Annotated in this window: 10 protein-coding genes; 5 read left to right on the top strand and 5 right to left on the bottom strand. The window is 56.2% G+C overall.

All coding sequences use genetic code 11. The features are described 5' to 3' along the window. Window positions 1-29: 29 nt before the first annotated feature. The 3 genes from ACR0AH_RS08175 to ACR0AH_RS08165 are packed head-to-tail and all read left to right on the top strand — an operon-like array spanning window position 30 to window position 2,088. Window positions 30-542 (top strand): Fur family transcriptional regulator, encoded by a 513-nt coding sequence (locus ACR0AH_RS08175; RefSeq protein WP_170407694.1) that lies wholly within the window; start codon window positions 30-32, stop codon window positions 540-542. A gap of 2 nt (window positions 543-544) precedes the next feature. Further along, window positions 545-1,291: a metal ABC transporter ATP-binding protein gene (locus ACR0AH_RS08170; protein WP_170407697.1), complete on the top strand. Its 747-nt coding sequence runs from the start codon at window positions 545-547 to the stop codon at window positions 1,289-1,291. Continuing rightward, window positions 1,291-2,088: a metal ABC transporter permease gene (locus tag ACR0AH_RS08165; RefSeq protein WP_170407700.1), complete on the top strand. Its 798-nt coding sequence runs from the start codon at window positions 1,291-1,293 to the stop codon at window positions 2,086-2,088. Before ACR0AH_RS08170 ends, ACR0AH_RS08165 begins: the two co-directional genes overlap by 1 nt. Before the next feature lie 14 nt (window positions 2,089-2,102). Here the strand turns inward: ACR0AH_RS08165 and ACR0AH_RS08160 are convergent, their stop codons facing one another. The 4 genes from ACR0AH_RS08160 to ACR0AH_RS08145 form a co-directional block, all read right to left on the bottom strand. Beyond that, a complete protein-coding gene (locus ACR0AH_RS08160) occupies window positions 2,103-2,684 on the bottom strand; it encodes an XRE family transcriptional regulator (RefSeq protein ID WP_170407703.1) in 582 nt (193 codons plus the stop codon). A gap of 147 nt (window positions 2,685-2,831) precedes the next feature. Then, on the bottom strand, window positions 2,832-3,611 hold the full coding sequence (locus ACR0AH_RS08155; RefSeq protein WP_480591259.1) for a carnitinyl-CoA dehydratase: 780 nt from the start codon (window positions 3,609-3,611) through the stop codon (window positions 2,832-2,834). 3 nt (window positions 3,612-3,614) lie between these two features. After that, the gene (locus ACR0AH_RS08150; RefSeq protein WP_480591258.1) at window positions 3,615-5,630 is read right to left on the bottom strand and encodes an acetate--CoA ligase family protein; all 2,016 of its coding nucleotides are present in this window, start codon (window positions 5,628-5,630) and stop codon (window positions 3,615-3,617) included. 7 nt (window positions 5,631-5,637) lie between these two features. Next, window positions 5,638-6,798 (bottom strand): acyl-CoA dehydrogenase family protein, encoded by a 1,161-nt coding sequence (locus ACR0AH_RS08145; RefSeq protein ID WP_170732761.1) that lies wholly within the window; start codon window positions 6,796-6,798, stop codon window positions 5,638-5,640. A gap of 95 nt (window positions 6,799-6,893) precedes the next feature. Between ACR0AH_RS08145 and ACR0AH_RS08140 the strand changes: the two genes are divergently transcribed. Beyond that, a complete protein-coding gene (locus ACR0AH_RS08140; protein ID WP_480591255.1) occupies window positions 6,894-7,811 on the top strand; it encodes a GlxA family transcriptional regulator in 918 nt (305 codons plus the stop codon). 8 nt (window positions 7,812-7,819) lie between these two features. Here the strand turns inward: ACR0AH_RS08140 and ACR0AH_RS08135 are convergent, their stop codons facing one another. Further along, window positions 7,820-10,255, bottom strand: coding sequence for a GcvT family protein (locus ACR0AH_RS08135; protein ID WP_480591252.1), 2,436 nt, complete (start codon window positions 10,253-10,255; stop codon window positions 7,820-7,822). 189 nt (window positions 10,256-10,444) lie between these two features. Between ACR0AH_RS08135 and ACR0AH_RS08130 the strand changes: the two genes are divergently transcribed. Further along, a complete protein-coding gene (locus ACR0AH_RS08130; protein ID WP_223118491.1) occupies window positions 10,445-11,962 on the top strand; it encodes a trimethylamine methyltransferase family protein in 1,518 nt (505 codons plus the stop codon). Window position 11,963: the final 1 nt, after the last annotated feature.

Raw genomic sequence — 11,963 nt, 5'->3', positions numbered from 1 at the left:
TACGAGCGGCATATATGATATGGTATAACATGACAAGTGAGATGCACCCCATTTCGGTTGGTGAAGATGCGCCGGTAGGATTTCAGGAGCATGATCACAAGAATTGCGTCGAAACGGCGTTGGCCACAGCGGATGCTCGGTGCAGGGAAGAAGGGTTGCGGCTAACCCCTGTGCGGCGAAAAGTTCTTGAAATGCTGTTGCAAGACCACAAGTCGCTCGGGGCATACGCTATTCTGGACCGTTTGCGCGAAGCCGGTTTTGGCTCTCAGCCGCCGGTGGCTTATCGCGCGCTTGATTTTCTTGTCCAGAACGGGTTCGTCCACAAGATCGAACGTTTGAACGCCTTTGTGGCCTGTTCTCATCCAGGAGCGTCGCATTCCCCGGCTTTCATGATCTGTAGAAAGTGCGATGCTGTTGCCGAGGCCCAGTCGGCGCCATCCAAAGGCGTCCTCGGCGCAGCTGCGCGCGCGGCGGGTTTCGAAATCGAGCGAACCGTTGTAGAAGCCGAGGGACTCTGCCCAGACTGCACCGAAAAGGCGTAGACATGACCCTGATCACCGTTGAGAACCTCAGCGTGCGTTATGGCGCGAATACCGTTCTGCGCCATGTCGGCATGACGATCGAGGCTGGTGAAATCGTGACGATCGTTGGTCCAAACGGATCGGGAAAGACCAGCCTGTTGCGTGCCGTCATTGGCGCGACCAAGCCTGCAGAAGGTAAGGTTACGCTGAAGCCTGGGCTAAAAATCGGGTATGTCCCCCAAAAACTGCACATTGATCCGACCCTGCCGATATCAGTCGAAAGATTCATGCGTCTGACGGATCGTGTCTCTAGGCTTCAATGTACAGAAGCGCTTGAAACTGCTGGGGTGCCGGATCTGCTAAAGCGCCAAATGTCGCAATTGTCAGGCGGACAGTTTCAGCGCGTCTTGCTGGCGCGGGCGTTGATCAATCGGCCCGACGTTCTGCTTTTGGACGAAGCCACTCAGGGTCTCGACCAACCGGGGTCTGCGGCGTTTTATCGTCAGATCGAGGAGGTCCGGCGTGAAACCGGATGCGCCATACTGATGATCAGCCATGAATTGCACGTGGTCATGAGCGCGTCGGACAGGGTGATCTGCCTCAATGGTCATGTGTGCTGCCAAGGGTCCCCCGCAGTCGTAGCTTCGGCCCCGGAATATCGGGCCCTGTTCGGAACGGGTACCGGAGGCGCACTGGCCCTCTATCGCCATGATCACGACCATGATCACGATCACGGTCACTGTGAAACCTCTCAGGAAGCCGCAGAATAATGCTGGATGATTTCATGACGCGCGCGACGCTTGCAGGTGTTGGCGTTGCTTTTGCTGCGGCACCACTGGGGTGTTTTGTTGTCTGGCGTCGAATGGCCTATTTCGGGGATGCCACCGCCCATGCGGCAATCCTGGGTGTCGCTTTGTCGCTGACGTTTCAGCTGTCCATCTTTACTGGGGCGCTAGCTGTTGCGCTTGCAATGGCACTTACCGTGACACTGTTGTCCGGACGTGGCTACGCGATGGATACACTGCTGGGTGTTCTAGCACATTCTGCACTTGCCTTCGGTCTAGTCGCCGTATCGTTCCTGTCCGGTGTTCGCATCGACCTGATGGCCTATCTCTTCGGTGATATTCTGGCCGTGTCACGCACCGATCTGGTTGTGATCTGGGGGGGCGCAGCGCTTGTCGTGGCCCTGATCGTATGGCGCTGGTCGCAGCTTTTGACGGCGACCATGAATGAAGAGTTGGCCTATGCCAGCGGCTTTGACCCCAAGCGAGAGCAGTTGATCCTGACGCTGTCTCTGGCAGTTACAGTGGCCGTGGCGATAAAGGTCGTAGGTGTTCTTTTGATTGCTGCAATGCTGATCATCCCGGCGGCGGCTGCGCGCAGTCTGGCCAGATCACCGGAAGCGATGGCTTTGATTGCGGCGGCGATTGGTGCATTTTCCGCAATCGCCGGGCTACGGGCTGCTTACATATTTGATACGCCTGCAGGGCCATCCATTGTTTGTGTTGCTGCAGTAGTGTTTGCGTGTTTCAGCCTGATCGGATGGCAAACGCGGCGTGGAACCTAGGGCATCTGCAAAGATCAATGCGGTCGCGTCGACACGGTCACGAATTCAATTTCGTCTGACAGGATGTCCCGCACCCCATGTGGGAGCTTGGCGTCGAAGCTGAGCGTGTCACCTTCTGAAATCTCGAACTCTTCGGTCCCACAGCCATAGATGGCGCTGCCTTCAATCATGTAGATGAAGACGTAGCCTTCGTGCTGATAGTTAGGCAACTTGCGTTGGTCTTGTTTTGAGATGCGGATGCGTGCGGATTGGAATGACCCGCTAGGCCCGCTGTGTTTGCCGAGCAGTAGATAGTCATGGGCATGGTCTGGTGTGATACGCCGCGACGGCAATCCGGTTCCCGCCTGAACGTGATGCACATCCGAGGTCGTGTCGGTATGGCTGAACATCGCCATCAGAGAGACAGATAGTGCATCTGCCAACGCGTGTAAGGTACTAAGGGACGGCGACACATGACCATTTTCGATTCGGCTGATCATGGGCGCGGAAACCTTTGACTGCGCAGCAAGTTCGGTCACCGTGAGCTGACGTTCCTGTCGCAAACGCTGCAGGGTTCGCCCGATCTCAAGTTCTGGTTCTGTTTTCTTGTCCTGCATCGGGCCGCTTTGACATTCCTTCTTCCAGTTAAAGTAGCTGTGGCCTGAATTGCAGGATAGTAAAAGTGTGTTCTGACAAAAAACAAGCTTAGCTGAGCGATTGGCGCAAAACTGCGCCAATGCGATGAAGGCAGCGGTGTTTTGAACTTATTTTCCTTTCCAGACCGGATCACGCTTTTCAGCGAAGGCTTTTGCGCCTTCAAGCTGATCCTCGCTGGAATAGAGGATATCGACGGTGCGCAGCTGGCGCTTGGTGATGCGGTTCATGGCGTCCTGAAATTTGCTGTCTTCAGCTTCGCGCACGACCTCTTTGATCGCAGCATAAACCAGCGGAGGACCCGAGGCGAGCAGACGCGCCAATTCCCAGGCACGATCCATCAGTTGATCGGCAGGCAGGACTTCATTGACCAAGCCCCAACGCTGACCTTCTTCGGCATCGAACCAGCGTCCAGTCAGCAATAGCTCCATCGCGATGTGGTAGGGAATGCGTTTGGGTAGCTTGACGCTCGCCGCATCTGCAACGGTTCCGGATCGAATCTCAGGCAGGGCAAAAGTTGCGTGTTCAGCGGCCAGGATCATATCGGCTGAAATCGCAAGCTCGAGCCCGCCACCACAGGCAATACCATTGATGGCCGCGATGACCGGTTTGTTCAGATCGCGTAACTCCTGCAAACCGCCAAAGCCACCGACACCATAATCTCCATCTACGGCATCGCCTTCGGCGGCTGCCTTCAGGTCCCAGCCAGGGCAAAAGAATTTGTCACCTGCTCCGGTCAAGATCGCGACGCGCAGTTCGGGATCATCGCGAAACTTGGCAAATACCTGCCCCATGATGCGGCTGGTAGCTAGATCGATTGCATTGGCTTTTGGCCGATCCAGCGTCACTTCGAGAATTGCGCCGTCACGGCGGGTCTTGATCGGGTCCATTTCTCAGGCCTTTCTGATAAGCGCATCCACCGCCACCGCCCGGGTGGGCGTGCAGAGAAGCGGGTTGATTTCGACCTCGCCGAGCGTTTCGGCATTTTGCATTACATAGTCTTGAACGGCCTGAATGGCGGCAACGATTTCATCCATATCAGCCGCTGGTTGGCCTCGATAGCCTGCCAGCAATGACGCGATCTTTAGTTCGCCGAGAGCAGCGCGAATACTGTCGGATGTTGCCGGGACCAGAAGAGAGGTGGTATCGCGCAATATTTCGGTCAAGACACCACCGGCCCCTATTGTCAGCACAAAGCCATGGGCAGGGTCCCGCACCACACCGACTAGGATTTCAGCCACCGCACCCGTGATCATCTCTTCGATCAGGATCTCATCGGTTCCAATATCCGCTGCCACACCTGTCACATCGGCAGCCTGAACCCTCAATCGTACAGCGGAATGTTCGGACTTGTGGGCAAGGCCGACACCTTTGACAGCAAATGGCGCTTCCATTTCTTGCGCCGCGCTGAGGGCTTCCTTTGCGCTTCGGACGGACCTGTTTCGAGGGATGCGCAAACCATGGGCAGCCAGAGCTTGCTTGGCCTCGGCTTCGGATAACGTATGCTTGACATCAGACGTACCCGGCAAGCAGACTGGCGCGCTTGCAGGTACGGCGACCTGACCCGCCGCGCGCGTGGCAGAAAGGGCTTCGCGGAGACCCATGAAGGGTACCACACCGGCCTCCATTAGGGTTTGTGCTACATCTTCAGGTAGCAATTCGGGCAGGGTAGAAACCACGGCAAAACGCGCACCCGTATCTGCCCGCACTTTTTGTGCTGTACGCGTGGCAGCGGCCCAATCTGTGGGATCGGTGGTCGGGTAATCAACGATCGTGAATGTCAGATCTATGTCGTCGCCAGTCATTCCGGCCCAAGCGTTCGCCATCGCCTCTTCATCGCGCCAGATATAGGTGTGGTAATCGAGTGGATTGCTTAGTGCGACCATCGGACCAAGCGCATCGCGCAATCGGGTTTGCTTGTCTCTGGACAGTTCTGGAAATCTGAGGTCAGTGCCGATCGCCATATCTGCGATCAGGCTGGCCTCGCCGCCCGAGCAGCTGATCGAAGCAATGTTGCCCCCCGGCAAAGGCCCATAACAATGCAACAATTTCAGGGTTTCCAGAAACTCGGGCAGCGAGGACAGGCGCGGGATGCCCAGCCGGTTTAGCAAAGCCTGCGCACCCGCATCGCTCCCTGCCAGTGAGGCGGTATGAGAAACTGTTGCTGCCTGCGCCTGTTCGGATGCACCCACCTTAAGTGCGATCAGAGGCACGCCTTTCCGATGTGCTTTGGCAGCAAGGGCCTCCCATTCGCGGATATCCTTGAAGCCCTCGATATGTAAACCGACGGCAGTGACCCGTGGATCATCGATCAGCGACAAGGCAATCTCAGCCTGACTGGTCTGCGCCATGTTCCCGCAAGTCACCATATAGGCAATCGGCAGGGCTCGTTTCTGCATAGTCAGGTTGATCGAGATGTTGGAGCTCTGGGTCAGAATGGCAACGCCTCGATCTACCCGAGCGGCTCCATGCTGATCGGGCCACAACAGTGCACCATCAAGCGCATTGATAAAGCCATAGCAGTTTGGCCCAAGAATGGGCATGCTGCCTGCTGCATTGATCAACTCTGATTGCAAATCTCCTCCTGCCTGATCCTCGGCTGCAGCTTCCGAGAAGCCAGAGGCAAAGCAAACTGCGCCGCCGCTGCCCATGTCTGACAGAACCTGAACGGCCTCAACGGTGGCGTGACGGTTGATGCCAACAAAGGCCGCGTCCGGGGACGATGGCAGGTCTTCAATCCGTGCGTAGGCCTTGTGCCCGGCAATTTCATCCGCCTTGGGATGGACAGGCCAGGTTTTCCCTGCGTAGCCCATGCGTTCCGACTGCAGGATAACCTGCTGGCACCACGCGCCGCCGCCGATCACCGCGATGGATTCTGGGCGTAGAAGACGGGAGATATCTTTGCTCATTCGGTCCTCAGGCACCCAGGGGCCGCAGCAGATCACGACTGATGATATGCCGCTGGATTTCACTCGTACCATCCCAGATACGTTCTACACGCGCATCCCGCCAGAACCGTTCGATCGGGAAGTCGTCCATCAGACCCATGCCACCATAGATTTGCAGCGTCGTATCCGTGACCTTAGCCAGCATTTCCGAAGCATAAAGCTTGGCCGAGGCGATCTCGCGATTTGAGGGCAAGTCCTGATCCAGACGCCATGCGGCCGCGAGCGTCAGCCAGTCAGCAGCGTCGATCTCGGTGATCATGTCGGCGATCTGAAAGCCGACACCCTGAAACTTACCGATCGGCTGGCCGAATTGCTTGCGTTCAGCCGCGTAGTTCAGCGCATAATCAAAACAGCGCCGCGCGCGCCCGACCGAAAAAGCAGCAACCGTCAGGCGCGTTGCATAGAGCCACTCGTTCATCACGGCGAAACCGCCATCGACCTCGCCCAGAACCTGTGCGTCGGGCAGGCGGCAATTGTCAAAATACAGGATATAGTTCTTGTAGCCTTTATGGCTGACTGAGTTGTACCCCTCGCGCACTTCAAAACCCGGCGTACCACGATCTACGAGGAAGGTAGTGATCCGTTTTTTGGGGCCTTTGGGAGTTTCATCCACACCTGTTGCGATGAACACGATGAAGAAATCCGCGTGCTCCGCGCCCGAGATGAAGTGTTTCGAACCGTTGACGACCCAGTCACCGCCATCGCGTACGGCCTGACATTTCATGCCCCGAACATCTGAACCCGCGTCAGGTTCGGTCATAGCCAGAGCATCCATCTTTTCGCCTCGCACGGCAGGCAAAAGATAGCGTTCACTCTGGTCGGCGTTGCAGGCCATCAGGATATTCTGCGGGCGACCGAAGAAATGGGTCAATGCCATCGAACCTCGGCCGAGCTCGCGTTCGACAAGAGTGAAATCAAGATGCGAGAGACCTGCGCCACCAACTTCTTCGGGGAAGTTACAGGCATAAAACCCCAGTTCGATGCATTTCCGCTTGATTTCGTCGCCCAGCTCCTGCGGCACCTGTCCGGTGCGTTCGACCTCAGCTTCGTGGGGGTAAATCTCGTTCTCAACAAAGCTCCGCACTGTTGAGACGATCATTTCCTGTTCTTCGGTTAAGCCAAATTGCATGACGCGTTCCCTTGATGTCTGATTGGCAATGAAACGTAATTGCCTGACACGATGACATGCAGTAATCGTACGATATCATGCCGAGTTAGAAAAATTTGACCCAGATATATAACTTTTTGTTGTTCAACGGGTTCTCGAACCTTTGCCTCGCCAACATGGTCGAGCCTCTGCGCGCGGCGAATACACTGGCGGGGCAGGATCTCTATGCCTGGCAGTTTTATTCACCCCATGGTGCGCCAGTCCAAAGCTCCAGCGGGTTGCAGGTCGCGCCGCATGGAGCGATGGGCATTGAGGCGGGTGATGCTTTGGTTGTCATGCCGTCTTATGGGTATCTGGAACACTCGGTTCCCGATACCCATCGCGCTTTGCGCAGGGCCGCAACCCGTCATCGCAAACTGGCTGGTCTGGACACAGGGAGTTGGTTGCTCGCGCGTGCGGGACTGTTGGAAGGGCATCGCGCGACCATTCACTGGGATGAACTTTCCCGGTTCGAAGAAACTTTTACCGATGTCGAGGTCGTGCAGGAACGTTTTGTGATCGACCGGGACCGGATCACCTGTTCAGGCGCGATGGCTGCTTATGATCTGACGACTGCTCTGATTCTTGCGGATCACGGGCCGCTGTTGTCGATGGAGGTGGCGCATCTTCTGATGAACCGTGGTGAACCAAGTGCTGCTTCATCACAGATGAAATCCGAAGACAGGCTGGTGAATCGGGTGCTGGGCGTCATGCAGGGCACGTTGGATGCGCCAGTAATGATAAAGGATATCGCTCGTCAGCTCGGGTGCTCTCAAAAGAAGATTGAGACCCGGGTTTTGTCCGAGCTGGGTGTAACACCGCAGGCGCTCTATCGTCGCCTGCGTCTGAATTTGGCGCGTAAACTTGCGGTCGAGACCCAGCAGTCCGTGGCCGAGATCGCCAGCCGCTGCGGGTATGAGAACCCAAGCGCAATGACGCGGGCGTTCCGGATGCAATTCGGGCAGACACCAACAGCCTATCGAAACGGGGAGTAACTTTGGGATTAGCCTCGCACGCGTGAGAGGTCCGGGTCATACGGGGACGGCGCAATCACCTCGGCCGCGATCATTTCTCCGCACAGGTCAAGTTGCATTCGGCTGCCGGGTTCGGAAAACTCCGGATTCACAAAGCCGTAAGCAAGGTTTAGCCCTGTTCTGTGGCCCCAGTCACCTGACGTGATCGTACCAACAACCATGTCGTCCAACATCAGGGAGGCTCCACCATGCGCCGGTGCTTTGGTTGCATCGATTTTCAGGCTTACCAGTTTCTTTTGAGGCCCATTCTCAAGGCGTCTCTGCAACGCGTTTCGGCCAATGAAATCGCCTTTGGTCAGTTTCACGAACCGATCCAAACCGGTCTCAAACGGGTCGAACTCTGTGAGCAGATCGGCTTTCCAGTGCAAGAACCCTTTCTCCATCCGCATGGACCCGACGGCGCGAGCACCAAATAATTTCAAGTCATGCGTCTCGCCAGCTTTTCTGAGCGCCAGATAGGCCGCGTATAGTGAGGCGTTCGGGACATGTATCTCGTAGGCCAGTTCCCCTGAGAAGCTGATATTCAATACAGTTGCTGGCGCGAACCCGACAAAGCACTCGCGAACTGACAGCCAGGGAAAAGCTTCTCGCGACCAGTCTCCTCGAGCACAAGCGGACAGCACGTCGCGCGATTTGGGTCCGGCCAGCACTAATATTGTCTGATCATTGGTGAGTGAGCGGATTTGCACATCTTCGCCATCATGCAGATGCGCCTTTAGCCAGTCCATATCATGGTATTCGCTGGCGGCGGCGGACCCGTACCAGACCCGTGCCGGGCCGCGATCACTCGCGGGAAGGTTGGCGATGGTGGCCTCGGCTTTGACCATCCCGTGGTGGTTCAGCAGATAACCAAGGCCGACCCGCCCGTCGCGTTTTGTCACCGCGCCGCACATCATCCGATCCAGAAACCGATGCCGATCGGTTCCGGTGATTTCCAGCCGGTTGAAGCCGTTCACTTCGGCCAGTCCGACATTTTCTTGAAGGTTTCTGATTTCCGCTGCCACGACGTCAAAGGTCTCATCAAAACTGAAACTCAGCGTTGGGTGAAAATCTGGTGCAGGCTTGATGTAGTCGACCCGCTCCCAACCGTTGACCACTGTAAATTCAGCCCCTTCTGCTGCGAGGATCGGGGTCAGCGGTGTGGTTTTGGCGGGGCGACCGGCAGGCCGGTGTTCATGCGGGAAATGAAAGCGGAATTCATTCTGGTAATCTTCGATGGCTTTCAGCGCGGTCAGCTCCACATTTGTGTGGCCGGTAAACCGACGCGGATCAAGGCACCAGGTGTCATAGCAGGCTTCGCCATGAACGATCTGTTGGGCCAGCAGCCAGCCATGGCCACCTCCTTCGCCCAAACCCGCGCGCAGACCGATGATGCAGAAAGCATTGCGCTTTCCGGGGATTGGCCCGACCAAAGGTGCGCCGTCAATTGTGTAGGTGATCGGACCATTCACCACTGTATGAATGCCGACATCCATCAGTGCAGGCATGCGTGCGAAGGCACCTTCCAGCACATCCGTCACGCGGTCCAGATCGTCAGGGCACAGCGCGTTCACAAAATTCGGATCGATCCCGTCCATGCCCCAGGTTTTGCAATCCTGCTCGTAGAAGCCGACCAGCAAGCCGTTCTTCTCCTGCCGACAATAATAGTCGCTGATCGGACAGCGCAGCAGAGGCATCCGATGGCCTGCGTCGCGGATTGATGCGATTTCTTCTGTCAGAAAATACTGATGCTCCATCGAAGCGACAGGGTGGTGCACGCCCATCATAGCGCCCACTTCGTTGACCCGATAACCACAAGCGTTAACTACGATATCGCAGTCAATATTGCCGTGTTCCGTGTGAACCGTCCAGGTATCGTACTTGTGCTGTGTCAGTCCTGTGACCGGAGTATTGCGATATACCTCGGCCCCGGCTTTGCGCGCACGGCGTGCCAGAGCTTGGCACAGTTGAGCCGGATCGATGTCGCCATCTAGCGGATCCCATAGCCCTCCTAAAAGGTTGTCGGTGGAAATCAACGGGTGCCGGCGGGCGCATTCCTCTGCATCTATGACCTCGAAATGCACATCCATTCCGCGCGCCATAGACGCAAAATGGTGGTACCCCTGCATCTGCTCAGGCGTATTTGCAAGCCGGATGCCGCCGTCACCGTGGTGGTAGTTGATAGGATAGTCCGGATCCTCGGCCAGTTCCTTGTACAGGTTGATCGAGTGGGTCTTCAGACCAACCATGGTCTGGTTCATGCCAAAATTGGTCACCTGCGCGGCCGAATGCCAAGTTGTGCCGCTGGTCAACTCATCGCGCTCGACCAGCACCACATCGGTCCAACCTTCACGGGTCAAGTGATACAGAGTCGAGCAGCCGGCGATACCGCCGCCAATAACGACCACTTTAGTGCGCGATTTCATCAAGGACCCTCCGGTAGGTAGTCTTTTGGGGATTAGCCTGTTCTGTCAGTTGGTTCACAAGCGGTTGGATATTGTTACGTAAAAAATCGAAAAAAAAAGCTCATTAACTCGTAGTAATTCGAATGCGGTTGAAATTGGCTTTAGGCGTTTAGTTGAATTGATCAACCTGATGCGGTTGGAGGATCACAAATGGCTGCGCAGCAGGCGAAAAGGTCCGGTCGAAAAGGACGTATCGCACAGCGGGCTGAAAAGCCTGCGCTCGACCCCTGTCCGCCAGGTCAACCGGGAGGCGCTTACAAACCCTTGACTGGGTTTGAGCTTGAGCGGATTTACAACACAGCTCTGGATCTTCTTGAAAAGCTGGGGATCGGCGAGGTGCCGGATCGCTTGCGTTCTGATTTGTTGGCGGTTGGGGCGCAAGATAGCGGGGAGGGGAGGATACTTTTTTCGCCTCAACTTGTGGAACAGGCGATTGATCAGGCCGCCAAGACCTTCGTTCTGCACGGGCGTGATCCAGCCCGATCCATCGAAGTTGGCGGTAATCGCGTCTATTTCGGAACCGGAGGGGCGGCGGTTCAGACGCTTGATCTGCGCAGTGGTCACTATCGGCCTTCGACCTTGCAGGACTTGCATGATTTCACGCGTCTTCAGGATGTCTTGCCAAATGTCAGCTGGTTCACCCGCTGTTGCGTTGCAACCGATCTGGAGGAAACCTTCGATCTGGATGTGAACACCGTCTATGCGCTGTTGAAGAATACCTCCAAGCCCACCGCGACGTCTTTTACATTGGCGCAGCACGTTGCGCCAATTGTTGAGATATTGGATATCGCAGCCGGGGGACCCGGTGAATTCGCAAAACGCCCGTTCATGAAAGCACATATAAGCCCGGTGATCTCGCCGATGCGCTACGGCGAAGACGCGGTGGATGTGGTCTACGCCTGCATCGAACACAATATTCCGATTTCTTGCATCACCGCTGCTCAGGCCGGCGCGACTGCACCAGCGACCTTGGCTGGTTTTCTGGCGCAGTCATTGGCAGAAACTCTTGCGAGTCTAGTAATGGTCCACGCGATCCAGCCCGGGTTTCCTATGGTCTTTTCGAATTGGCCACTGGTGATTGACCTTCGGACCGGCGCGTTCTCAGGTGGCAGCGGAGAGACGGCTGTCCTGAATGCAGCATCAGCACAATTATCAAATTGGCTTGGGCTGCCTTCAGGTGTGGCCTGTTCGATGTCTGATGCCAAGGCGATCGACGCTCAATACGGGATGGAAAAGGGACTGACCTCAATGGCGGCAGCGCTGGCAGGTGGTAATCTGATCTATGAAAGCTCGGGCATGACGGCCTCGTTGCTGGGTGCAAGTTTTGAGGCGTTCGTGCTGGATGATGAGATGCACTCGTACACCTACCGCGCTTTGAGGGGCATAGAGGTGACACACGAGAATCTGGGCTTTGACGCGATCTGCGAAGCAGTTCTGGGCGAGGGCCATTTTCTGGGTGGTCAGCATACTTTTGCGGCCATGGAACGGGATTACTTTTATCCCTCACTTGCAGACAGGGACGAGCCGCGAACCTGGGCAGAAAACGGAGCGCAAGATGCCTGGAGCCGCGCGCGACATCGGGCGCAAGAAATTTTGCAGACCCATACGCCAAGATACCTGTCAGACGAACAGGATCGGCAAATCCGAGATCGCTTCAACATTCTTTGAA

It is taken from the genome of Ruegeria sp. AM5 (assembly GCF_056540645.1).
The sequence above is the reverse complement of the archived record's forward strand: the minus strand, read 5'-3'. Positions and strand labels throughout refer to the sequence as shown.

Bases quoted from the DNA above. Each gene is read 5' to 3' on its own strand.
- ACR0AH_RS08175 (WP_170407694.1), top strand. From the start codon at position 30: ATGACAAGTGAGATGCACCCCATTTCGGTTGGTGAAGATGCGCCGGTA.
- ACR0AH_RS08170 (WP_170407697.1), top strand. From the start codon at position 545: ATGACCCTGATCACCGTTGAGAACCTCAGCGTGCGTTATGGCGCGAAT.
- ACR0AH_RS08165 (WP_170407700.1), top strand. From the start codon at position 1,291: ATGCTGGATGATTTCATGACGCGCGCGACGCTTGCAGGTGTTGGCGTT.
- ACR0AH_RS08160 (WP_170407703.1), bottom strand. From the start codon at position 2,684: ATGCAGGACAAGAAAACAGAACCAGAACTTGAGATCGGGCGAACCCTG.
- ACR0AH_RS08155 (WP_480591259.1), bottom strand. From the start codon at position 3,611: ATGGACCCGATCAAGACCCGCCGTGACGGCGCAATTCTCGAAGTGACG.
- ACR0AH_RS08150 (WP_480591258.1), bottom strand. From the start codon at position 5,630: ATGAGCAAAGATATCTCCCGTCTTCTACGCCCAGAATCCATCGCGGTG.
- ACR0AH_RS08145 (WP_170732761.1), bottom strand. From the start codon at position 6,798: ATGCAATTTGGCTTAACCGAAGAACAGGAAATGATCGTCTCAACAGTG.
- ACR0AH_RS08135 (WP_480591252.1), bottom strand. From the start codon at position 10,255: ATGAAATCGCGCACTAAAGTGGTCGTTATTGGCGGCGGTATCGCCGGC.
- ACR0AH_RS08130 (WP_223118491.1), top strand. From the start codon at position 10,445: ATGGCTGCGCAGCAGGCGAAAAGGTCCGGTCGAAAAGGACGTATCGCA.